This is a genomic window from Butyrivibrio sp. INlla14 (assembly GCF_900102515.1).
In the GTDB taxonomy this organism is placed as follows: domain Bacteria; phylum Bacillota; class Clostridia; order Lachnospirales; family Lachnospiraceae; genus Butyrivibrio.
Map to the genome: position 1 here is coordinate 15381 of NZ_FMVS01000024.1, position 24028 is coordinate 39408.

20 protein-coding genes and 1 other RNA gene are annotated in these 24028 nt (G+C 42.2%); 5 read left to right on the plus strand and 16 right to left on the minus strand.

The window, feature by feature from the left end; translation table 11 throughout:
* Positions 1-159: 159 nt before the first annotated feature.
* The 4 genes from guaA to tig all read right to left on the minus strand — a co-directional run bounded on the left by guaA (position 160) and on the right by tig (position 6190).
* Positions 160-1722 (minus strand): glutamine-hydrolyzing GMP synthase, encoded by a 1563-nt coding sequence (guaA, locus tag BLO53_RS14490; protein ID WP_092063034.1) that lies wholly within the window; start codon positions 1720-1722, stop codon positions 160-162.
* Between the two features lie 219 nt (positions 1723-1941).
* Positions 1942-3267, minus strand: coding sequence for a C40 family peptidase (locus BLO53_RS14495; RefSeq protein ID WP_092063037.1), 1326 nt, complete (start codon positions 3265-3267; stop codon positions 1942-1944).
* A 166-nt stretch (positions 3268-3433) separates the two neighbouring features.
* Positions 3434-4819 (minus strand): asparagine--tRNA ligase, encoded by a 1386-nt coding sequence (gene asnS, locus BLO53_RS14500; RefSeq protein ID WP_026489732.1) that lies wholly within the window; start codon positions 4817-4819, stop codon positions 3434-3436.
* Between the two features lie 60 nt (positions 4820-4879).
* Positions 4880-6190 carry a trigger factor gene (gene tig, locus BLO53_RS14505; RefSeq protein ID WP_092063040.1) on the minus strand — a complete coding sequence of 437 codons (1311 nt, stop codon included), beginning with the start codon at positions 6188-6190 and terminating at the stop codon, positions 4880-4882.
* Positions 6191-6401: 211 nt separating this feature from the next.
* Here tig and BLO53_RS14510 point away from each other — a divergent pair, with 211 nt between their 5' ends.
* Positions 6402-6878: a hypothetical protein gene (locus BLO53_RS14510; RefSeq protein WP_092063043.1), complete on the plus strand. Its 477-nt coding sequence runs from the start codon at positions 6402-6404 to the stop codon at positions 6876-6878.
* A gap of 30 nt (positions 6879-6908) precedes the next feature.
* Here the strand turns inward: BLO53_RS14510 and BLO53_RS14515 are convergent, their stop codons facing one another.
* Both BLO53_RS14515 and ispE read right to left on the minus strand, forming a co-directional pair.
* Entirely contained in the window at positions 6909-7361 is a 453-nt protein-coding gene (locus tag BLO53_RS14515; RefSeq protein ID WP_176757300.1) for a DUF1934 domain-containing protein, read from the minus strand.
* Positions 7362-7420: 59 nt separating this feature from the next.
* Entirely contained in the window at positions 7421-8290 is an 870-nt protein-coding gene (gene ispE, locus BLO53_RS14520; protein WP_092063050.1) for a 4-(cytidine 5'-diphospho)-2-C-methyl-D-erythritol kinase, read from the minus strand.
* Positions 8291-8526: 236 nt separating this feature from the next.
* Between ispE and BLO53_RS14525 the strand changes: the two genes are divergently transcribed.
* On the plus strand, positions 8527-9156 hold the full coding sequence (locus tag BLO53_RS14525) for a hypothetical protein (RefSeq protein WP_092063053.1): 630 nt from the start codon (positions 8527-8529) through the stop codon (positions 9154-9156).
* An 87-nt stretch (positions 9157-9243) separates the two neighbouring features.
* On the opposite strand, the gene BLO53_RS14530 is transcribed toward BLO53_RS14525, so the two are convergent.
* From BLO53_RS14530 to BLO53_RS14540, 3 genes are all read right to left on the minus strand, one after another.
* Positions 9244-10149 carry a dihydroorotate dehydrogenase gene (locus BLO53_RS14530; protein ID WP_092063056.1) on the minus strand — a complete coding sequence of 302 codons (906 nt, stop codon included), beginning with the start codon at positions 10147-10149 and terminating at the stop codon, positions 9244-9246.
* Positions 10150-10219: 70 nt separating this feature from the next.
* Positions 10220-11005, minus strand: a complete 786-nt coding sequence (locus tag BLO53_RS14535; protein ID WP_092063059.1) for a dihydroorotate dehydrogenase electron transfer subunit — start codon at positions 11003-11005, stop codon at positions 10220-10222.
* Between the two features lie 32 nt (positions 11006-11037).
* Positions 11038-12360, minus strand: coding sequence for a dihydroorotase (locus tag BLO53_RS14540; protein ID WP_092063062.1), 1323 nt, complete (start codon positions 12358-12360; stop codon positions 11038-11040).
* A gap of 159 nt (positions 12361-12519) precedes the next feature.
* Here BLO53_RS14540 and BLO53_RS14545 point away from each other — a divergent pair, with 159 nt between their 5' ends.
* On the plus strand, positions 12520-13248 hold the full coding sequence (locus BLO53_RS14545; RefSeq protein WP_092063065.1) for a lysophospholipid acyltransferase family protein: 729 nt from the start codon (positions 12520-12522) through the stop codon (positions 13246-13248).
* Positions 13249-13343: 95 nt separating this feature from the next.
* Here BLO53_RS14545 and BLO53_RS14550 read toward each other — a convergent pair whose 3' ends face one another.
* The 7 genes from BLO53_RS14550 to tadA all read right to left on the minus strand — a co-directional run bounded on the left by BLO53_RS14550 (position 13344) and on the right by tadA (position 23284).
* Positions 13344-14549: a D-alanine--D-alanine ligase family protein gene (locus BLO53_RS14550; RefSeq protein ID WP_026489722.1), complete on the minus strand. Its 1206-nt coding sequence runs from the start codon at positions 14547-14549 to the stop codon at positions 13344-13346.
* An 85-nt stretch (positions 14550-14634) separates the two neighbouring features.
* Positions 14635-16290, minus strand: a complete 1656-nt coding sequence (locus tag BLO53_RS14555) for a Mur ligase family protein (RefSeq protein ID WP_092063068.1) — start codon at positions 16288-16290, stop codon at positions 14635-14637.
* A 14-nt stretch (positions 16291-16304) separates the two neighbouring features.
* Positions 16305-17093 carry an alpha/beta fold hydrolase gene (locus tag BLO53_RS14560; RefSeq protein ID WP_092063071.1) on the minus strand — a complete coding sequence of 263 codons (789 nt, stop codon included), beginning with the start codon at positions 17091-17093 and terminating at the stop codon, positions 16305-16307.
* Between the two features lie 109 nt (positions 17094-17202).
* A complete protein-coding gene (locus BLO53_RS14565) occupies positions 17203-18783 on the minus strand; it encodes a glycoside hydrolase family 9 protein (protein ID WP_092063074.1) in 1581 nt (526 codons plus the stop codon).
* A gap of 48 nt (positions 18784-18831) precedes the next feature.
* On the minus strand, positions 18832-21120 hold the full coding sequence (locus BLO53_RS14570) for a hydratase (RefSeq protein WP_092063077.1): 2289 nt from the start codon (positions 21118-21120) through the stop codon (positions 18832-18834).
* 92 nt (positions 21121-21212) lie between these two features.
* On the minus strand, positions 21213-22745 hold the full coding sequence (locus BLO53_RS14575; protein ID WP_092063080.1) for a DUF3502 domain-containing protein: 1533 nt from the start codon (positions 22743-22745) through the stop codon (positions 21213-21215).
* On the minus strand, positions 22745-23284 hold the full coding sequence (gene tadA / locus BLO53_RS14580; RefSeq protein ID WP_334291288.1) for a tRNA adenosine(34) deaminase TadA: 540 nt from the start codon (positions 23282-23284) through the stop codon (positions 22745-22747). Before tadA ends, BLO53_RS14575 begins: the two co-directional genes overlap by 1 nt.
* 127 nt (positions 23285-23411) lie before the next feature.
* On the opposite strand from tadA, the gene BLO53_RS14585 reads away from it, so the two are divergent.
* Positions 23412-23834: an RrF2 family transcriptional regulator gene (locus BLO53_RS14585; protein ID WP_092063082.1), complete on the plus strand. Its 423-nt coding sequence runs from the start codon at positions 23412-23414 to the stop codon at positions 23832-23834.
* Between the two features lie 89 nt (positions 23835-23923).
* An RNA gene (gene ffs / locus BLO53_RS14590) (signal recognition particle sRNA small type) lies at positions 23924-24023 on the plus strand.
* The last annotated feature ends 5 nt before the right edge of the window (positions 24024-24028 follow it).

The window sequence follows — 24028 nt, forward strand, 5'->3', positions numbered from 1 at the left end:
TAACAAGACCTTTTTAAGTCTTTGCTGAAACCTCACCTGCTAACCTTTTGCATTACTCATAAATAATGCTCAGTTATCAAGTGTTATCATTTTGTTATCAAATCGCTTTTCCAAATCCCTGAAAGCCGCTTAAATACGGCATTCTTTGGACTTCGTTAATTATTCCAGCTCCACAGTTCCTGGTGGCTTACTTGTAAGGTCGTACATTACGCGGTTAACGCCCTTGACCTCGTTGATGATCCTGCTCATTACCTTCTGCAAAACCTCAAATGGAATCTCAGAAGCCTCAGCAGTCATGAAGTCTATGGTCTCTACAGCGCGGAGGACTACTGCGTAGTCATAGGTACGCTCATCACCCATTACACCGACAGAGCGCATGTTGGAAAGAGCTGCAAAATACTGGTCAGGAAGCTTAGGACAAATGCCCTCTTTATGCGCATTCGCAAGTTCCTCACGATAGATATAGTCTGCATCCTGAACGATGCGAACCTTCTCAGCTGTAACCTCGCCTATGATACGAATTCCAAGGCCTGGACCTGGGAATGGCTGGCGGAATACAAGATATTCAGGAAGGCCAAGTTCAAGTCCAGCCTTACGAACCTCGTCCTTGAACAGTGAGCGAAGTGGCTCAATGATTTCCTTGAAATCAACATAATCCGGGAGTCCGCCTACATTGTGGTGTGATTTGATCACAACTGACTCGCCGCCAAGTCCTGATTCTACCACGTCTGGATAAATAGTTCCCTGAGCAAGGAAGTCTACTGTTCCAATCTTCTTGGCTTCTTCCTCGAATACTCTGATGAACTCTTCACCGATTATCTTACGCTTGCGCTCAGGCTCTTCTACACCCTTGAGCTTAGCGTAGTATCTATCTGCCGCATTAACACGGATAAAATTGATATCAAAATTGCCATTAGGGCCAAATACGCCCTCAACCTCATCTCCCTCATTCTTACGAAGAAGACCATGATCTACAAACACGCATGTAAGCTGCTTACCAATAGCCTTGGCTAAAAGAGCTGCCAATACAGATGAGTCAACACCGCCGGAAAGAGCAAGTAAAACCTTGCCATCGCCAACCTTCTCTCGGATTTCCCTAACTGTGTTCTCAACAAAGGAATCCATGCGCCATGTGCCAGCTGTCTGGCAGATTCCACGTACGAAGTTATGAAGTATCTCTTTACCCTTAACAGTATGAAGAACCTCGGGATGGAACTGGATAGCATAGAGCTTCTTGTCTTCGCAGGCCGCAGCAGCAACAGGACAATCAGCTGTATGTGCTATTATTTCAAATCCTGGAGCAACCTTGCTGATATAATCAAAATGGCTCATCCAGACTATAGTCTTGTCTTCAACTCCTGCAAAAAGAGCTTCCTTGGAACCATCAATGAAAGTCTCTGTCTTGCCATACTCACGAACCGGAGCTTTCTCAACCTTGCCTCCCAGAACATGCATCATAAGCTGAGCGCCGTAGCATAGTCCAAGCACCGGTATTCCAAGTTCAAAAAGTTCCCTGGTATAAGTAGGTGCTCCCTCTTCATAGCAGGAATTTGGGCCTCCTGTAAGGATGATTCCCTTGGGATTCATCGCCTTGATCTGATCAATTGGTGTACGGTATGAATAAATCTCACAGTACACGTTACATTCTCTGACTCTTCGGGCTACAAGCTGGTTGTACTGCCCGCCAAAGTCAATGACTATAACCTTTTCCTCTGCCGCCATTTAATTTCTACCTTTCATGTACTTATCAGTTTGTTTCAAATATAATATCAGGTGTCAAAAAGCTATCAACTCCTGAATCATATCATTGTACTAATATATCATTTATACTTTAGCTTGCATATTACCATAATTTCATCAAAAAAATTCTGAACTTTATTTCACATTTTTCATGACATTATCGTCACAACTCAAATAGTATTCATGCAAGTAGCAACACCTTTAAATAAATCTCCTAACCGTAATGATCGATCTATAGGTTGCAGGTGAATACTTGATTCCAGTCTTCTGCGTGCTAGCATGTACAATCTGCCCACCGCCTATATATATTCCAACATGTCCGCCGTAATAGATAACGTCACCTGGCTGTGCATCTGAATAAGAAACTTCTCTTCCATAATTACCCTGTGCCCAGGATGTACGAGGTACCGATACTCCAAAGGCCTTATACACTGACTGTACAAACCCAGAACAATCTGCTCCATTTGTAAGGCTTGTTCCACCAGGTACATAAGGATTACCTACAAACTGACATGCGTAACTTGCTATATTAGCTCCGGAGAGGCTGCCTGGAGATGCATAGCTCTTGGATCCGCCAGAGTTTCCACCTGAACTTACAGATCCGGAACCAGATCCTGAGCCATCTCCGTTTCCACCATCCGTCTGTGCGCTTGCAGTCTGCTCAGCAGCCTTGGCATCATTGGTAGCCTTTTTGGCAGCGTCTACCTCTTTTTGCTTGGCTTCAATCTGCTTCTGAAGGCTCGCAATGCTGGACTGCTGGCTCTTAACCTGAGCTGTATATACTGCCGCATCCTGCTTGGCCTTGGCAAGCTTGACCTCATAGTCAGCATATTTAGCCTTGTACTGAGCCAGAAGTTCTTCCATATACTTCTGCTCTTCCTCCAGCTCATACTTGGAAGTTTCAAGCTCAGACTTCTCAGCCTCAAGCTGTATACCATAGGCCTCTGCTGCTTTCTTGGCAGCTACGTATTCCGCAAGTTTAGTCCTGTCATATTCATACAGCTGCTCTACGTAAGACACCTTATTAAGAGCATCTGAATAGCTAGTTGCCGTCAAAAGAATCTGAACATATGAAAAATCACCTTTTTCATACATATATTTAACACGCTGAACCATTGCTGCATAGAGAGTTTCTTCCTGGGCCTTGGCTGCGTCATACTCTTTTTGTGTCTGCTCAATGAGTTTTTCCTTGGCGGATATATCTTCCTTGATAAGCTCAATATCAGCCATAAGTCCTACAAGCTCACCACTTGTCTCATCAATAGCTTCCTGAGTTTCACCCTGGGCTTCTGAGATGGTTCCTATCTGGCTGGTTGCGTTATTTAACTTATTCTGGCTATCGGTCTTTTGCTTTTCCAGATCCTTTTTTTGCTTCTCAAGCTTCTTTTCTTCTTCCTCAAGCTTTTTCTGCTCAGATTCTAGTTCCTCACTAGTCTTGGCATAGACCGCTGCTGGCTCTGCCATGAAAAAAGACATAACAAGAGCTATAGCTATTGTTCTAAAAAGAATATGTTTCCTTTTTTTCATACCTATCCCCCTTGTCCTCTCTATTCCGGCATTTTTGTTAAAAAAAATCCTAATTATATATTATGACATCCCAAAATCAGTTTCAACAACAAAGCCATATAGAACAGTATGCGCATCCTTAGCGGAATACAATCAAAAGGGCACCCACGCGGGGTGCCCTAATAAATTAGAATTCACAGTTTCTAGGTGTTCTAGGATAAGGAATTACGTCACGGATGTTCTCAACTCCAGTTAAGTACATGATAAGACGCTCAAAGCCCATACCGAAGCCACTGTGGATGCAGCCGCCGTATCTTCTAGTGTCAAGATACCAGTCGATACCCTCTTTATCTACGCCCATCTCATCCATTCTCTCAATAAGCTTGTCGAGGTTCTCTTCTCTCTGGCTACCACCCATAAGCTCTCCAGCCTGTGGAACAAGAAGGTCTACTGCTGCAACTGTCTTGTTGTCAGGGTTGACTTTCATGTAATATGCCTTGATATCCTTGGGCCAGTCTGTTACAAATACTGGACCATTGAAGTAATCAACAATGTATTTCTCATGCTCTTTAGCAATATCCTCGCCGTAGTCTGGCTCGAACTCCCACTTAACATCAGCCTTCTTGAGAATGTCGATAACATCATGATGGCTGATACGTGTAAACTCAGCGTTTACGATAGCGTTAAGCTTGTCCTTGAGTCCCTTGGATACGAACTTGTCACAGAAATCAATCTCTTCTGGACACTTATCGCATACATACTTAACTACGAACTTGAGCATTTCCTCTTCGATATCCATAAGTCCCTGAAGATCACAGAAGGCCATCTCAGGCTCGATCATCCAGAACTCATTAGCATGTGTCTGTGTATTAGAGTTCTCTGTTCTAAATGTAGGACCAAATGTGTAGATATCACCAAAAGCCATAGCGAATGTCTCGCCCTGAAGCTGTCCTGATCCAGTGATGAAAGACTGCTTGCCAAAGAGGTCCTTGCTGAAATCCACCTTGCCATCCTCAGTCTTTGGAAGATCATTCATGTTGAAGGTAGTGATCTTAAACATCTGATCTGATCCCTCACAGTCAGCGCCTGTGATAAGAGGAGTATGCACATAGAGATATCCTCTATCCTGGAAGTAAGTATGAACTGCCATTGCAGCAACACTTCTGATACGGAAAACAGCGCTAAAGAGGTTTGTACGTGGACGAAGATGAGCCACAGTACGAAGGTACTCTCTGGTATGACGCTTTGGCTGGATTGGGTAGTTCTCTGGGCAGTCACCGAGAAGTTCAACTGCTGTTGCCTTTACTTCAAAAGGCTGTTTATTATCTGGAGTAAGCACCAGTTTACCACTTACCTTAACACTGGAACCAACTCTTATCTTGGAGATGTCCTCAAAATTATTAAGTTCCTGATCGTAAACGACCTGAAGATTTTCAAAAAATGAACCGTCATTTACGTTAAGGAATCCAAACTGTGCCTGTGCGCGGTTAGTACGTACCCAAGCGCAGATGGTCACTTCTTTGGAAGCAAATTCAGAAGTATTTCTGAACAGCTCTTTAATTTTTGTTCTCATCTTTTCTCTCCTTAGTTTTCTAATTGCTATTAAAATAGCTTATTTATCAAAATTGCCTGATCATTCAGCAACTGTTGATGAACTCTCTGCTGCAGCATCTACAGAAGCCTCGGATGATGCCTCGGCAGATGTCTCTGTAGTAGCCTCAACTGGTGCAGCAACTACATTAGCATTATTAACGATAAACTCTACAGCCTTGTCAGCCATAAGTCCTTCTCTATAAGTCTCAAGATCAAGAGAAGCCTTGTACTCTTCATATGAACTGAAAGATGTAGTAGAAGCATTCTCATAAGCATCTTTAAGATAAGTATCAATATCTTCATCTGATATAGTAATACCCTGCTCATCAGCAATTGCCTGGAACATAAGGTACTGCTTGGCCATATCTGTAGAAATACTCTGAAGGTAATCATCAGCAGTTCCTACAAAGCCCTCGTTATTCATGTAAACAGAAATAAGATCTGAAGCTGAAAGCTGCTGACCATAGTAGTATGAATACATTGTTGCCTGATAATCAAGCATCTGCTTCTGAAGCTTAAGATATCTGTTTATAAGTGTCTGTGGAATATCACCAAATGCACAAGAATCATAAACCTGCTGAACAGCTGAGTTCTCAATTGTTGACTTGTATGTATCCTCAGCCTGTGTTGTAAGAGTCTTATTAGCATATGCCTCAAGTTCAGAAATAGTAGTAACATCGGCAATGCCAAGGCCTGCTGCCCACTCATCAGAAATATCATCTGCGGCAACCTTGATGCTGTTGATTGTTACAGTAAATACAACGTCCTTACCAGCAAGTGACTCAGCGCCGTAATCAGCAGGGAATGTAAGGTTAAGATCACGTGTCTCACCAATCTCTGCTCCAACAAGTCCTGACTCAAAGCCCTCGATGTATGAGTTAGAGCCAATCACAAGATCTGCACCATTGGCTGTGCCTCCATCAAAAGCCTCCTTAGTATCAGCATACTTACCAACATAGTCGATATTAACTGTATCTCCATCCTGAACAGCTCTGTCTGTAACATCGATCATAGGAGGATTTGAAGATTTCATGTTCTCGATATAACCTGCAACATCCTCTTCTGTAACCTCACCAAGAGTAGCCTCAACTGTGATACCGTTGTACTCTCCCAGTGTAACAAGATCTGAAGCCTTGATATCCTGAAGTGTAGATGTCTCAAGGTTGTCAAAATCAATTGTAAGACCTGTGTCTTCACCTTCTGTTGAAACGTCAGCTGCAGCAGAAGCAAGTGCTTCCTCATTAACACTTATCGCTTCGTTAGCCGCATCACTTCCTGCATCCTTGCCACAGGCTGTAAACATAGTGCACACCATTACTCCCGCAAGTAGCACTGCTATTTTCTTCTTCATAATATTACTCCTTCGTAACCCTTAAATGTATATACTGCTTCCATACTAAAAAACAATATTACTTATACTACCACACCTTTATCTTATGTTAAAGTATTTTATTGCCTTAAAAGACAAAGAATGCTACAATATGTTCTGTTCACAGCCACAGAAATTTTACAGTTTTTGATTTCGGGAGTTGGCATTATTAGTTAGTTTGGAGGATTTATCTTTGAGTACAGGACTTATTGTTGCTATTGTCATTGCAGTTATTTTAATTGCTGCGATTGTTGCACTTGTTATTTTTGGAAAAAAAGCTCAGAAGAAGCAGGAAGAACAGCAGGTTCAGCTGGATGCCATGAAGCAGACAGTCAGCATGCTGATCATTGACAAGAAGAGAATGAAACTTAATGAAGCTGGCCTTCCACAGGCTGTTATTGATCAGACACCTAAGCTTCTTAGAAGATCCAAGCTCCCAATTCTCAAGGTTAGAGTTGGTAACAGAGTTATGAGTCTTATCTGTGATGAGAAAATTTTCGACAAGGTTCCAGTCAAGAAGGAAGTTAAGGCTTCCGTAAGCGGAATCTACGTTACTGAAGTTAAGGGACTTAGAGCTAATAAAGGCCCTGTTCAGGAAGAAAAGAAAGGCTTCTTCAAGAATCTGGTTGCTAAGGCTCAGGAAAAGGCCGGCGCCAAGATGGTCAAATAATATTTCTTATAAAGTTAATGCTGAGGCAGTTTAACCTGCCTCAGCATTTTTTATTTCTATTATTATCATAGAATCTGATAAAACCTGCCCTTCCATTTCAAGAGCATATTCTGCGATGACCTTCATTGCCTTCTCTTCGTGGCTTGAATTAAAGTCAAAGCTGTTTGTGACCACCTTCATGGTCATTGCCCCATAGGGCGTAAGATACTCGGTATCGTATTCAAGCTGCTCGCCAAACTGCAGACGGTTCTTGGTCTCTCCACCTCTTATGATCTCCATGCTCTTTCCATCGGAAGCAATAAAGACCTTATTGTGTACCTTGACCACGCCATTTCCAGCATCCTGCTCTTCGTCATATTCCACAAGACGCCTTCCATCATCCATATTCTCGTAATAGCCCCTTGATGTAGTAAAAATCTTTTCCGTCGGCTCTCCCGGCCTTGAATGGATACCAGTAACATTAACATCTACATTTCTTCTCATAATACTCTCCTCATGCGCAAGGTTTCGGGCTACGCATTGCCCTTTGATGTTAATATGCATTATTTATTTGGATTTATTGGCTCTGTCAAAAAGATCTGCAAAGCCAGGTTACTTCTGCAGATAGCATTGTAAGCCTTCTTGGCATTACCACCATCATCAAAAACTCCGAATACTGTTGGTCCGCTTCCTGTCATGATGGCCTTAACAGCTCCATTCTCTGTCAAAAGAGCTTCCAGCTTGCCAATCACGTCATATTTAGAGGCTGTTACTGGTTCAAGGACATTACCCATAAGTGAACACATCTCTTTGAGATTGCCTTGTTCAATTGCCTTTCTAATACCATCTATATCAGGATGATTCTCTATTTCTTTACTATCAAGTTCCTTGTAAACCCAGCCTGTGGATACATCTATATCAGGCTTTACCACAACCAGCTGACAATCAGGCATATCAGGAATTGTAGTAAGCTCCTCACCTATTCCCTCTGCCAGAGCTGTGCCTCCCATAATACAGTATGGAATGTCCGCCCCAAGGCTGACTGCCAGTTCACACATTTTCTTTTTATCTAGTCCAAGATTCCATAGTTCATTTAAAGCCACATAAGCTGCTGCTCCATCAGTGCTGCCTCCAGCCATTCCCGCAGCAACTGGAATTCTTTTTACCAGGTCGATTTTGGCTCCCCTGGTAATACCAAACTCTTTCTGGAGCTGTCTTGCGACTTTGCAGATAAGATTTGACTCATCAGTAGGAATCTTGGGAGAATTGGCTGTTAGAATTATTTCTCCAGTATCATTATCTTCAAAAGTCAGTGTGTCATATATATTTACATTCTGCATTATCATGCGGACTATATGGTATCCGTCATCTCTTTTCCCTGTTACATCCAGTCCCAGGTTGATCTTTGCAAATGCATTCTTTTCTAATTTCATGAATAATCCCCGTTTTCAGTTTTAATAATTTGAAAATGCGCATAAAATCTTACCGCATCATTTCCCTTACATCTTCTCACTAGCAATTATCAAACTCAAGAAAAAAAATACAAAAAAATTGAAAAAATTTTGTTTTAACTCTAAAGTTTTTTGAAAAATAGCCGATAGGCTAGATAGGTAAACTATTGTTTCGTTTCAAGCGAAGTAGTTTAAGCCTCGCGGAAAAGGAGTTCTATATGGGCGTAAACGGAGTTACCGAGGTTACTAACAACATCGCAACGACCTATGCTTCATCAGTCAATCCAAATTTCGTTGAAGAAAAAAAGAAAGACGAAGAAGTAAAGGTCAAACAGGAGGCTGCCGCCGTATACGAGAAATCAGATGATAGTTCCAAGACTAGCACTGTTTCCTCCAAAGAAGCGGAACGGGCCAAAATCATCCAGCAGATGAAGGCAGATGATGCCATTCGTCAGCAACAGCTTTTGGACATTGTCCATAAAATGATGGGCAAGCAGGCCAAAAACTATGGAATTGCCAATTCTGACAATCCCGATGACTCCATTTGGAGTTTCCTTGCAAAGGGTGATTTTACCGTAGATGCAGCCACAAAAGCTCAGGCACAGGAAGACATTTCCGAAAACGGTTACTGGGGTGTCAAGCAGACCTCAGAACGTATTCTGGACTTTGCCAAAGCCTTGGCCGGAGACGATCCTGACAAGCTCGAGAGCATGAGAGCGGCCTTCGAAAAGGGTTATGCGCAGGCAGAAAAGACCTGGGGCGGAAAGCTCCCGGATATTTCTGAGCAAACCTACAGTGCAGTAATGAAGGGATTCGATGAGCTGACAGGGAAGACAGTAACTGAATAAAGGTTGCTAGTAATCAAAAAGGGAGTGCTTTACCGCGCTCCCTTTTTCTTTGCATTTATTTGTAAATATGCAGCCTGCATCCAATTTTTACTCAACACATCCTCTAAGATCATTGATATCTTCTACATTATATCTTCTCATGTAGCTTTCAATGCCCTCTACAACTCTCATTGTAGTGTAAGGATCATGGAAATTCATAGCTCCAACTGCAACAGCTGTAGCACCTGCCATGATAAACTCGATAGCATCATCTCCACTAGCTATTCCGCCCATTCCAATAACAGGAATGTTGACCGCATGAGATGCTTCGTAGACCATTCTGACAGCAACCGGCTTGATTGCAGGGCCTGACATTCCTCCGGTCTTATTTGCAAGGGCAAATTTTCTCCTATGGATATCTATCTTCATGCCTGTGATAGTGTTTATAAGCGAGATTGCATCCGCTCCTGCTGCCTCTGCAGCCTTGGCCATCTCTGAAATACTTGTAACATTAGGGCTTAGCTTCATTATTACTGGCTGCTTTGCAACCTTTTTAATTCTGGAAGTAATGTCAAAAAGCGCATCCTTGTTTTGGCCAAAGGCAATAGCGCCTTCCTTGACATTAGGGCAGGAAACGTTGATTTCCAGCATATCAACTCTCTTCTCATCCCCTAGTCTTTCTACAACTTCAAGGTAATCCTCAACACTCTTTCCACAAACATTTACAATAACGCGTGTATCATAATCCTTCAAAAAAGAAAGATCTCTTTCCACAAAAACATCTATTCCCGGATTCTGAAGCCCAATGGCATTTAACATACCGCCATAAACTTCTGTCACCCTTGGTACTGGGTTTCCTGGCCATGGCACATTTGCAACTCCCTTGGTTACTACTGCGCCCAGCTTATTAAGATCAACAAATTCTGAATATTCTACTCCGGATCCAAAGGTCCCAGATCCCACCATTACTGGATTTTTGAATTCTACTCCTGCTATCTCAACCTGTGTGTTCATGTTATATTCTCCAATCAAATCCTCTATATACTGACTAAATCATATGATATACGAATAACCACAGACGTCATCATATTTCTACATCTTCTGCATCAAATACTGGTCCATCAGTACATATTCTGGCATTATGCACGTGTGAGTGGTGATCCGCCTCTTTAGTCTTGCAAACACATCCAAGGCACGCTCCTACACCGCAGGCCATACGCTCTTCAAGAGAAATATATGCCTTGATACCCTTGTCCTGCGCATACTGCTTGATTGCCCTCAGCATAGGCATAGGACCACAAGCCAGGATTACATCGCATTCCACACTATTTTCATTCATAGCATCAATGACATTCCCTTTGGTTCCTACGCTTCCATCCTCAGTTGCAATGACCATTTTTGCATATTTCTTAAAATCATCAGAAAGGAAGGTCTCTTCATTTCTATAGCCCATAACCGCTGTAACTTCTGTTCCCTTTTGTGACAGTTCTTTCGCTGTCTGAAGAAGTGGTGGAACACCAATACCTCCGCCCATTACTACGGCTCTTTTACCCTCTGCCGCTTCAAGAGGGAAACCATTTCCTAAGATTCCAAGAATCATAATGATGTCCCCAGGCTGGTACAGTGCAAATTCCGCAGTGCCTGAACCCACAACCCTGTAAACAAGGCGAAGAGCGGATTTCTCTTTATCAACCTCACATATACTGATTGGTCTTGGTAAAAGAGTTGCCTTATTGGCGGGATATACACCTACAAACTGCCCTGGATGTGCGTCCATAGCAAGTTCTGTCTCAAGCCACATGTCGTAGATTCCCTCTGCCAGTATACTCTGGCTCAGCACTCTTGCCTCAATTTTTGCCTTCTTTGCCATTCTTAATCTCCCATTTTACAGATTTTTGATTTTCAGATATTATAAACCACCTTGCCCCTGCAGACTGTAGCATGTATACGCCCCGGAAGCCTTTCTCCAAGAAATGGAGTGTTAGTGGATTTAGAAGCACTCTGGATAAAATCCCACTCTTCCACAGGATTAAAGATCACAAGATCCGCATCCCTGCCCTCTTCGATCACGCCAGCATCAAGGCCATAAACCCTGGCCGGGCCTACAGTCATTCTCTCCAACAGCTCCATAAGAGAAAGCTCACCTGTCTGAACAAGTTCCCTGATACCAAGGGCCAAAGAAGTCTCAAGGCCCGTTATACCGCTTGGGGCTGCCTTAAGCTCTTTTTGCTTCTCATCTCTTGAGTGAGGAGCGTGGTCAGTTGCTATCATATCTATTGTATTGTCCTTAAGCCCCCTTATTATGGCCAGTCTATCGCTTTCAAGCCTAAGAGGCGGATTCATCTTGGCAAGTGAGAGGTACTTAAGAACAGCGTTCTCTGTCAAAGTGAAATGATGAGGAGTTGCCTCTGCATGAACCCTGACACCTCTTTGCCTTGCATTTCTGATAAGGTCCACGGATTCCGCAGCGCTGATATGCTGTACTACAATCTCGGCACCGGTCTTCTCTGCTATTTCTATATCTCTTTTTACCATGGATATCTCAGCTTCTCTTGGAGAACCTGTAAGCCCCAGTTTCTGCGCTACTTCTCCTGCATTTATCCCATTGTCAGTGATGAACTCTGGATTTTCTTCGTGAAGGCTTATTACTACGCCTTTCTCTGCCGCCATTTTGCAGGCCTTCTCCATAAGTGCACCATCTGTGATAGGCTTACCATCATCAGTAAAAAGAACTGCTCCAGCCTTAATAAGCTCATCCATATCCACAAGTTCCTGGCATTCCATACCTTTTGTGACGTTACCACAGGTATATACCTTGATCCCGGTTCCCACGCCGCGCCTTAAAACATCCCTGATAGTATCTGGATTGTCCATGTGTGGATTTGTGTTTCCCATCATGACTACAGTGGTAAAGCCGCCCCTAGCTGCTGCCCTAGCGCCAGACTCTATATCCTCTTTATAGGTAAATCCCGGATCTCTGAAGTGAACATGACAATCCACAAGACCTGGAGCCACCACACATCCCGTGGCATCAATCTCAGTAAGATCCACTCCTTTATTATCTGCCCCTTCCATAAGGCTCATGCTCATAGCCTCCATGGCCATATCGTCAAGACTTCCGCAGGCTCCTATCCTTGCAATCTTATCTCCGTCCACCAGAATGTCATACATTCCACTTCGTCCGCTTGCCGGATCAACTAAAGTTCCGTTCTTTATTATCAGCATTTTCGCTCCCCAAACCATTCTGTTTGTTTTAATTTCTTTATATTTTTATCATTCTTTATAGACTGTGTAAATCTCTTTCCCAAAAAGCTATTCCATTTTCCATCTATCCATGAGAAAATGGGAAAGGAAATTTTTAGAATTTAGAAAAGAGGCTTTATAATGATACGTTCAATCCTTGCAGTTTTATTTGTTGCAGTGTTTCTCATAGTTAGTCTTCCAATCCAGGGTGTTCTCTGGATAATCGGCAGGTTTAATCCCTGGGCCAAGAAGACCATATCACTTGCTATAGTCAGCTGGGCCTTCAACGTCGTATTATTTATCAGCGGTGTCAAAAGAACCGTCATCGGCGAAGAAAATGTTCCAAAGGATACAGCCGTTCTCTATGTTGGTAACCACCGCAGCATCTTCGATATAGTTCTTGCTTATCCAAGGGTTCCTGCTCCTACAGGCTTTATAGCCAAGAAAGAAATCCTGAAGGTGCCGCTTCTGAATATCTGGATGATCTACATGGATTGTCTTTTCCTTGATAGAAAGGATATCCGCAAGGGTATGGAGATGATCCTTACCGCTATCGACAAAGTAAAAAACGGCATCTCTATCTTCATCTATCCTGAGGGAACCAGAAACAAAACTGATGCCCCTCTAGGAGAATTCCACAAGGGAAGCTTTAAGATTGCTCAGAAGACTGGCTGTCCTATCATCCCTGTAGTAATAAACCACTCCGATGAAATTCTTGAAAAACACATGCCATTTATCAAGCGCACCCATGTTACTATCGAGTATTGCAAACCTATTATTCCAGGCGAGCTTAGTAAGGAAGATCAAAAGAACATCGACAAATTCGTTTATGACATCGTTGAACAGACCTACCTTAAAAATGCTCAATAATATTCCATAGTAAGATTCTATAAAAGGCAATTAGCCCTTCAAAAGTCAAAAGAAAACCCAGGCTGGTAAGAATTTCCTACCAACCTGGGTATTTTTTACATCTTTGATCCCTTGCTGCCGCCGCCAAGGTGAACGCCTTCAAGTACGTTAGTATCAAAGGAATATACAATCTTGTGGCTCTCTCTGTCTGCCTTAAGGGCAAGCTCTATAACTTCATCTAAAAGCTGTGTATATTTAAGTCCAAGTGGCTCCCAAAGATAGAATGAAAGTGAGCCTGGAATAGTATTGATCTCATTGAGATATACCTTGTCTGTCTTTTTATCGATCATAAAGTCAATTCTGGAAACACCAGAACATCCAAGACACTTGAAGGCATCTACTGCCATCTTTCTGATCTCTTCTCTGCGCTCAGGGCTGATCTCTGCAGGAATCTTTCTCTTAAGAGATGCCATTCCCTTGCTGCCTCCAGTCTTGGCACCCTTGGCACCACCCTTTGCTCCGCCAATATACTTATCTTCAAAGCTGAGGATATCATCTGAGTTAACAGGCTCCTCGCACTCAGAAGCTTTGGCTTCCTCATAGTCTCCAATTACTGAGCAGTTGATTTCCTTGAGGTCGTCAATAGCTGGCTCAACAAGGATCTTTTTAGAGAATTCAAAACCAAGATCAAGAGCCTCTAAAAGAGAATCTCTATCTTTTGCCTTCTTGATACCGATACTTGAACCAAGGTTAAGTGGCTTTATGATAACAGGGTATTCGAATGTCTTCTCAATCTTTTCCACAAGAGAATTAACATCCTCATAATCCTTCCAGGTATAGCACTTGCAGTCAAGAACAGGAATGCCGTTGTCCTTGAGAACTGTCTTCATGACATATTTGTTCATGCCAACAGCTGATGAGAGAACATCACAGCCAACTACAGGAAGTCCAAGTGTTGCAAGATAGCCCTGAAGAGTACCATCCTCAACATTTGTTCCATGAACGATAGGGAATGCAATATCAACCTGCGCAATCACATTGCTTCCAAACAGCTTCTTATTAAATCTCTGAAGTGTTACCTTGTCGCCGTCCTTAACCCATATAACCTGTGTGCTCTTCTTTAAAAGTTCTGGAATATGTGTGTATTCTTCAATCTTATCCACGTCTTCACCAACATAGAAATCATTGTTCTTGGTAATGTAAACAGGGATAACATCGTACTTGTCTCTATTGATGCTGCCAATAGCCTGAATAGCTGAGATGATAGAAATCTCATGCTCTGTACTTTTTCCACCAAATAAAACTGCCAGCTGTAATTTCATAACTTGCCTTCTTTCACTTATAAAAACTATTTTTCCTCAAGTCCGCAAACATTATACACTCTTGGAACAAAAAATCAAAGAATCATCATTTATAGTTGTCTGGAAGATCATTTTCAAGAAGAATTACCTTTTCTCTTCCAGCATCAATCTCATACATAAGAGCTGTAGCTTCAGAAAGAGTATTCTTGACAAAAAGTCTCTCCGGGTCAAAGCCTGCTTCCAAGGCACCTGCCTTTATAGAAGCACTGTTCTTCTCACCTACTGTGATGATGTAATCGCAGACAGCTGCTGCCTGACGGCCAAACTCCTTGTTGTACTCATCCTCCTTGGCTCCAAGCTCTACCATTCCAGGTGTTACCAGAATCTTAACCGTGTTCTCAAAAAGAGAAAGTGTCTCAAGCGCAACCTTAGCTCCATTAGGATTTGAATTATAAGCATCATCAAGGATTGATACATTACCGTGCTTGTTAAGCTCAAGTCTGTGAGGAACACTAGCAAGCCTTCTCACTGCTATCCTCAGCTTGCTCATAGGAATACCAAGGCTGTTTGCCGCTGCAATAGCTCCTACAATGTTCTCTACGTTATGTCTTCCTACGAGTTTAGTACTAAACTCACAGCTCTCTCCGTCAGGAGCTGTTACCACAAATGTTGTTCCGCCACTAGTAACCTTAATATCTGTAGCTCTGTAGTCATTGCCCTCTAAAAGGCCATAGGTGATGGCATCCTGATATTTCATATTGGATCTTATGATCTCATTGTCGCCATTTACAAACTTAAGATGCTTTTTGGCAGGTTCTCCTGTAGTCTTCATCTTCTCATCAACTGCATCAAGAAGCTCATACTTGGTGCTGATGATGTTATCAAGAGAATGGAAGGTCTCAAGATGCTGATATCCAATAGAAGTAAGGATTCCATCATCAGGATGAACAATATCCGTGATTTCTTTTATATCATGAAGGTGTCTTGCACCCATTTCACATACAAATATCTCGTGAGTTGGCTTCAAATGCTCCCTGATGGTTCTGACAATTCCCATAGGAGTATTGTAGCTCTCTGGTGTCATAAGAACTGAAAAGCCCTCTGACAAAAGTGTTGTCAGATAGTACTTAACGCTTGTCTTGCCGAAGCTTCCTGTAATTCCGATGATGCGAAGGTTTGGATGCTCTCTAAGAAGTCTCTTGGCATCGTCGATGTAGTACTTATTGATCCTAAGTTCAATTGGTTTGTTGATAAGATTAGCAAGTGCCGGAATAAGCGGAAGAATAGCCATATAGATCACTGCCATCATGATAAATACCAGTATAGGTGCAACATCACTTAGATCCGCGCTGTTAAACTCACTTGTCTCTCCATATGAAAGCTTTGAAATTACTGGTGGAACCACAAGAATAAGTATGCTCAGGATACCATAGGTTACAAATAATCTCTTAACCCTGCTGGTAACAACAAACTTCTTCTTGGCTTTTCTTGGAATATACAAGACAACAAGCCACACAATATCTGCAAGAAGAAGCACTCCGCAGATCATGGTCAGTGGCACTTTGTTTCTCATGTCCAACCCAGCTATAGCAAATACTGACAATACAAGAATCATCACATGTAGCAGCATTTTTAGTTTCTCTGATCTAAGAACTCTGAAATATCCCTGAAACTGATAGCTGGAAAGCTGCAGCATATGACTGTAATATCTCAGTGCTAGAACCATAATAGCCAGAACTGGCAATGTACATAGCAAAATCATAATCTTCTCCTAAATTAAATTCCTAAAAAGCTTCCCAAAATCCTGTTGTACAGATATGGATTATCAAGGAAGGTATAATGTCCTGCTCCCTCTATAACTGCAAGTCCTGCCTCTGGCATAAGCTCTTCCATCTTCTTACCATCAGAAAGAGGAGTCGCTGTATCCCGGTCACCCCAGATAAGAAGCGTAGGCTGTGTAACTGAAGGCATATAAGGAGTGCAGTCCTCATTGACATTCATAACAAGTGACTTTCTCATAACAGGAGAAGCTGCGGCATAATCTGCGCTTCCAAATTTCTTCTGAAGCCTATCAAGCGCCCCTGGAAAAAGCTTCACTATTCCTGTTCTGGTAATAAGGTTCTTGTAGAACTTGTATCTCTTGGTGCGGCTGTTCTGAGCCTTGGTCCTAACGGGCAGGACACCTGCTGAGTCTGTAAGGATGATCTTAGGAATTGAAAAATCAGTCTTTATCCTGCCATCATGTATTCCCGAAGCAAGTTTTATTATGATCCTGCCTCCCATGGAGTGCCCCAGGAATATGATTTCCTTTTCCTCTGGATAAAGCTCTTTTACAAAAGAGAGAACAAAATCCACGTAGGCATCAACATTCATAGGCTCTGCAGGCTCATCGCTCTTACCAAATCCAGGCATATCCATGGCTACCACATGATATTTGACCTTGGCAAAAGATATTACTCCTGCAAAAAGATCAATGTTAGAACCCCATCCATGGAGCATTACTAGAAGTGGCCCCTGACCTTCATCTATATAATTTATATTTAGTCCATTTATTATTGTATTCATGACCCATCCATATTATCACTAGGCTACATATCATGCAAATTCCATAACATGACTATCAGTTTGGAAAAATTGACATTGCTTCTATTACATTCCTCTTATGGCCCTGACTTTATCCCTCAAGAGCGCTTAGCATAAACACCACCAGAGCATCGCTGTGAGGATCATTCATGATTCCACCAAAATCTGCACTATCCTCAAATGTTCTCTCTGTTTCATCTGTAAGAAGGTTGATGCACCATGGATTCATCCCCATAAGGTAATGCACATGGTTTTCTATGATCGTGGTGTATTCGTGGTTGTGGATTATGTGATTAGTGATAGAAAGGCACTTTATGTCCTCAAGCAGACTATCAAAGTTCCCATTTTCTGCTTCATCCGCTACCAAAAATCTATTCTCCGTTGCATTTGCAGCAATCCGCTCCGATTTCTTCATAAGGGCCTTGATCAGTTTATTGCACTGCTCCTTGTCCACTTCCTGATTGGTTGAAAGATAGGTCACAGCACCTACAAAGACATTCTCGTCAGTATCAAACTGCTCAATAAAATCTTCTTTGGCAAAAAAAACATCAAGAGCCTTTCTGTATTTATCACTTCCTGTTGCCCTATAGAGCTGAGCTGCCGCATTGAAGGCTGCTGTATTATCAGCCACTGTCTGGTTTATTAAAAAGCTCTCATAGGCCCTGTCAGCAGCTCTAAGTGCTGTAGTCGCGTAATCCTGATCATATTGCTGATAGATAAAGCTAAACCTTGCCATAGTAGCTGCAAATCTTATGGTTGCATCCATTGACACCGATGTCACTTCCACAGGAGCAGCAAAAATATCACCATTTCCCTGACTCTTGGTTATGGCTGCTCCGTACACGCCTCCAGTCTTGGCATCCTGCATTTTTAAAAGCCAGTCTACCTCATATCTGATCTCATCAATGATATCCGGAATTTTGTTGCCACTTTCAGGAATTCCTGCTTCATCTGAAAAGGCCTCAGGATTCATCTCATAGGCCAGGAGAAGTTCCTCCACTACTCTGGCTCCAATAAGAGCATCCCGGTCAGCATGCTCATCCATATGCCATCCACCTGTCACATCGATCAGAGTGTCTGCATTATCCTGAAGTCTGGCCTTTGTTGTATGGCAGGCACTATGTCCATTGTCTCCTGAGACTATCTGAGAAATAGCAATCCCACATCTGTTTGTGTAGTACTTTTGGCAGGCTCTGTCCAAAACATCCTTATAAATATCCTCTCCTATGGAAAAAGAAAAAGACTCTCCAAGATGTTCAGCATAAATCACATATGTTCCCGGCTCTTTAAAGCTGTTAAACCTTCCAATTCCGTAATATTTGCCACTTTCCTTATCAAGAACAGCCTTTACCACATCACCTATAAAGGCCACCTCTCCTGTCTCTAGATTTCTTATCTGAAAAGTCCTGGGAAGATCCTTACCTCTGAATATTGCTACCTTCTCTGATTCCTGTTCAAAGCCTGTCTGATCAACAAGTATATTAGGAATCTGCACCGGAGCCACATAATCCACCTTGGATACACTCTGCCCTTCCGTCTGATATGCCCCTGTAAGTTCTGCTATATCCACACTGCTTTCAGCAGAAGAAGCGCCGCAACCAGCGACGCTTCCCATTATCAGCACCAGTAGTGCTGCTATTATTCTCTTTGTCCCACTCATATAAGAAAACATGTCTTACCCATTTATGCTAATTATCTTAAACTTTTATCCGCATCATTATTATTTTACGCGGTTAAAGTTAATAAGACAACCATCAAGGATTATTTGTCTCTCATCATCAGTAAGACCTCCAAGTTTAAGTTCAAACTCGGTCATCTTTCCGTCAGCGATAGCAAAAGCTTTGATGCTTTCAGCTTTTTCTTTTACCGCCTTTCTGATTTCCGGAACAAATATATAATCCTTATTCTTGAATGGAAGATTCTCCCCATCAATGATAAATGGAAGCATTCCCCAGTTAATAAGATTTGAGCGATAACGCTTTGTAGCATATTCGTTGGCAATATTAGCCCATCCGCCCAGAACCTTCTGACAAGATGCAGCCTGCTCTCTTGCTGATCCGTCTCCAGGTTTAACAGCAAATATAGTTGAACCAATACCAGTATTGGCACTTGTTACCTCAGGGAATTTATCCAAAACTGTCTTTATCGCTGCTGCAGTCTCAGGGCTCATTTCATTAAGAGGTGCATCCTTACGACGCAGAAGTTCCTGCTGATATACCTCTTTTGCAAGGCCTACATATGCAGGATCCTTTCTTGAAAGAGTAAACTCTGCAAGTCCAAGAGGGTTTGATCTGTAGGATGAGGTTTCTCCAGAAGGAATGAGCTCATCTGTAGTAGTTACAGGATCGTGAATCTCTGAAACGACCTTAAGGAGTAGGTTATCTGTAAGAGCAACCATCTGTGGCCAGTCCTTAATATTTGGTCCAAGCTGGAGTTCTACAGAAGGGTCAGCCTTGCCCTTTGAATCAAATACTCGGTTCTTGTAAATATCGCTATCAAAGTGATATGTATACTTATTAAATTCTCCGTCAAACTCTGTTGCAGGTGTAAGAACACCCTTGTTAGCAGCTGTTGCAGCAATTGATCTTGCGTCCATAAGTGCTACAGAAGCGACCTGTCCATTCTGAACCTTAGAGCCTTCACGGTTAGGGAAGTTTCTGGTGGAGTGTCTGATACTAAATGCGTTATTGGCAGGCGTATCACCAGCACCAAAGCATGGGCCGCAGAATGCAGTCTTTAAGATTGCACCCGACTGAAGAATAGTAGCTGCAGCACCATTTTTAACAACTTCCATGTAAATTGGTGTTGAAGCAGGATATACACTGAGTGTAAATCTATCATTGCCAATGTATCGTCCCTTAAGGATATCTGCTGCAGCACAGATATTCTCAAATCCGCCACCTGCGCAGCCAGCAATGATTCCCTGATCAACATAGAATTTGCCATCACGAAGTTTATCCTGAAGCGAAAACTCTACCTTATCTCCAAAGCTTACCTTGGCACGCTTCTCAACATCCGCAAGGATATCAGCTGCATTCCTGTTGACCTCAGCAATCTCGTAAACATTGCTAGGATGGAATGGCATAGCAATCATAGGATTAAGTGTATCAAGATCCACTCTGACAAGGCCATCGTAGTAAGCCACATCTCCTGGTCTTAACTCTTTATAATCTCCACTTCTTCCGTGGATATCATAGTATTCCTTGATTGTATCGTCTGTCTGCCATATAGAAGATAGACAAGTTGTCTCTGTTGTCATAACATCAACGCCAATCCTGAAATCAGCGCTTAGATTCTTGACACCGGGGCCCACAAACTCAATTACCTTGTTCTTGACATAGCCATCGCCAAATACCTTGCCTATAATTGCAAGTGCTACGTCCTGAGGACCAACGCCCTTTTTGGGGCTGCCCTCCAGATAGATAGCTACTACACCTGGCATATCAACATCGTAGGTCTGTCCTAAAAGCTGCTTAACAAGCTCAGGTCCTCCTTCTCCGATTGCCATAGTACCAAGAGCGCCATACCTTGTATGAGAATCAGAACCCAGTATCATGCCCCCTGAAGTTACAAGCATTTCCCTTGCATACTGGTGAATAACCGCCTGATGAGGTGGAACATATACTCCGCCGTACTTCTGAGCAGCTGTAAGTCCAAACATGTGATCATCTTCATTGATTGTTCCTCCAACTGCACAAAGAGAATTGTGGCAATTTGTAAGAACATATGGGATAGGAAATTTCTCAAGTCCAGAAGCTCTTGCTGTCTGAATAATTCCAACATAAGTAATATCGTGGGAAGTAAGCTTATCAAACTTCACACAAAGCTTATCCATATTCCCTGATGTATTATGAGCCTTCAAAATGCCATAGGCTATGGTGTTCTGCCTGGCCTCTTCCCTTGATGATGTGATTCCCTTACTGGAAAGTTCTGCCTGGGCATTGTTATCATCAGGAACAATTGTTGTTCCATTTATCAAGAAGCAGCCCTTATCTAATGTTGTTACCATCTTGATTCCTCCTACCACTTAAACTTTATACATGTATACAATTATATTGGCGCTATCATATCATAATTTGCTACAATTTTGTAGTGACAATATTAATATGAATCTACTATCTTTTGTATTTCTTTTGTTACCTCTTCAAAGCCCGCATCCTTTAGCTCCTGTCGGAAAAGAGCTACTTCATCCTGTACCGGAATATCATACTGAGCGTATGCTATCTCTGGAATGTATCTGTCAAAGATTGAAATTATCTCTTTTGTCCTGGGGTCTGACGCGATTTCTGCAAAGTTATAGCCATCCCAAGGGTAATTAACTGCTACTTTCTCATACTGATCCACAAGTTCATAGTAATCCCTCCAGGAATAAGAAGCGTCGATCAGCTCATAATCATCTCTTCTGCCCCACCAGAAATTTACAAGAAAAGTATCTCTCTGTGAATTATATCCGCTTGGTTTCTCCATCTCTCCACCACGGGTAAGCGAATACTGCTTTCCCTCTATCCCATAGCGAAAGAGCCTGTAACATTCCTCATCATTTCTAAGGGTGTCATAAACCATAAGCGCCTTTTCAGGATTCTTACTCTTTGCATAAACAGCCGTAGCCCCATGAAGTATACTGTCTCTCATGACATTTCCCATTTCCTTGCCAAACCAGTAAAACCTTAGGTCAGACATAGGCTGGTTTATCTCCATTTCTGGTTTTATTGTTGTATAAAAATTCTGAGTGTGGTGCTGATCGATTGCGGTTGAACCTGAATATAATTCTTCTTCAGTATTTCTGGTCCCTTCTAAGGGTTTGCGCCATACTCCAATCTTATCCCACTCTTTCATAAGCCTTGCAAAGTGTATATAATCATCTCCTTCATAGTAAGGAGATATTATTTTTTCGGCATTGTCCCTGTCACTTCCCCAGATTCCATAAATGCTTATTTCATAAATTGGATTATATCTAAATGCAGACATAAGATATCCAAGTCCCATTATCTGATTGGTTCCGTCCGTATCCCACGGAACCATGTCGGGCCTGTTCTCTTTAACATATTTCATATACTTGGTAAGTTCAGTCCAGTTGTCTATTTCTCCAAGCCCTGCTTCATCAGCGATATCGCCTCGATAGATAAAACCGTGATTAGTCCACTGGGTAAATTCGTTTTCGGGGATCATATAAACAGAACCCTGATAGGAGCATTTTCTCCACTCATCGTCAGAAACATTAGAATATGTCATGGGACAAAAAGTGCTGAGCATTTCTTTAGTCATAGGATAAAAATTCCCTTTTACTATGTTGGGCCAGGCATCAAGCCAGTCAGTACCTGTACCCACAAGGTCTATATCCACTTTTCCGTCATCCAGGACTCTATTGTAAGTATTAAGATAATCACTCCAACCCACATAATAAATATCCAGACGGGCATTGCACTTTTTTAAAAGAATTTTATTTACTCTGTCTATAACTTCTTCTGTCGCGCCATTAGTTGGTTTATCCCCTAATGTCAGATAAGTTATTGTTACTGGTTCCTCCCTTGTATTCACAGTTACTCCATCATCAATAAAAGGAGTACTGCCACAAGAGGAAACAGCAAGCAACATGCATATTATCAGTGCAACAGATATCAGTCTTTGTTTCATTAAAGGTTTCCTTTCTGCTCCTTCTCAGCTTTATTCCTAGCTCTCAGTTCAACAAAAAATTCCTTTAACATTCTGGAGCATTCTTCCTTTAGAATGCCCTTTTTAACAGTTACCTGGTGATTAAAATCCGGATTGTTCAAAATATCCATTACAGAACCCGCGCATCCCGCCTTAGGATTTTCTGCTGCCATGATAACTTCCGGGATTCTGGCCTGCACTATAGCTCCAGCGCACATCTGGCAAGGTTCTAATGTCACATACAATTTGCAGTCCTCAAGACGCCAGTCCTTTATAACTTTACCTGCCTTTCTGATTGCCGTGATCTCTGCGTGGGCTAGAGGGGTTTTATCCGTGTTCCGTCTATTGTAGCCTCTTCCTATTATTTTGCCCTGATAGACAATAACACAACCTATTGGGACTTCTCCTAATCTATAGGCCTTCATAGCCTGGGCTATGGCAGCCTTCATATATTTAACATCTTCTATTTCCTCCGGTGTCATACCTTTTGTACTGATACGCCCCAGAGATTTTGGTATCATCTGCATAAATTGTCTTCCTAAAACGCTTCCTTAAACAATTCCTACTCTTTTGGTAGTATTTCTTGGCTTTTTTTGCTATTATATATCATTATTATAGACAAATTTATGTATTATCGAAAGGCTAATTATGAAGATCTCAACAAAGGGAAGATACGGGCTCAGAGTTATGACAGATCTGGCCACCCGTTATAGTGATGAATATATTGCGCTCAAGGACATTGCTATCCGTCTTGATATCACCATTAAATATTTGGAGCAGATAGTTGCAACCCTCAACAAAGCCGGCTATCTGGAGAGTATGCGTGGTGCAGGAGGCGGCTATCGTCTGGCTCAGGAACCATCTAAATATGTTGTGGGAGATATCCTTAGAACTATGGAGGGGAACTTCTCTCCTGTAGAATGTGCTGCAGAAGGCATGTCTGAATGCCCTTTGGTAGATTCCTGTGCATCTCTGTCTTTTTGGAAGGGACTTGATGACGCAGTAAATAGTTATATAGACAGTTATACCCTGGATCAGTTGATCCAGGGCCCAATTTCAAAAAATAAATAATATCAATAATGACTTGAAATAATTATCAAAAACAAGTATATTATTAGAGCGGCTCTGTAAAGGGTGCATGTAGCAGTCCTCTTGTGTAGACTCGGGTCTTATGCAATGGAAATCTGCGAACCGTGTCAGGTCGGGAACGAAGCAGCACTAAGTGGAACCTTCCATGTGTTGTAAGGTTGCCTGTTTCTGCCAGG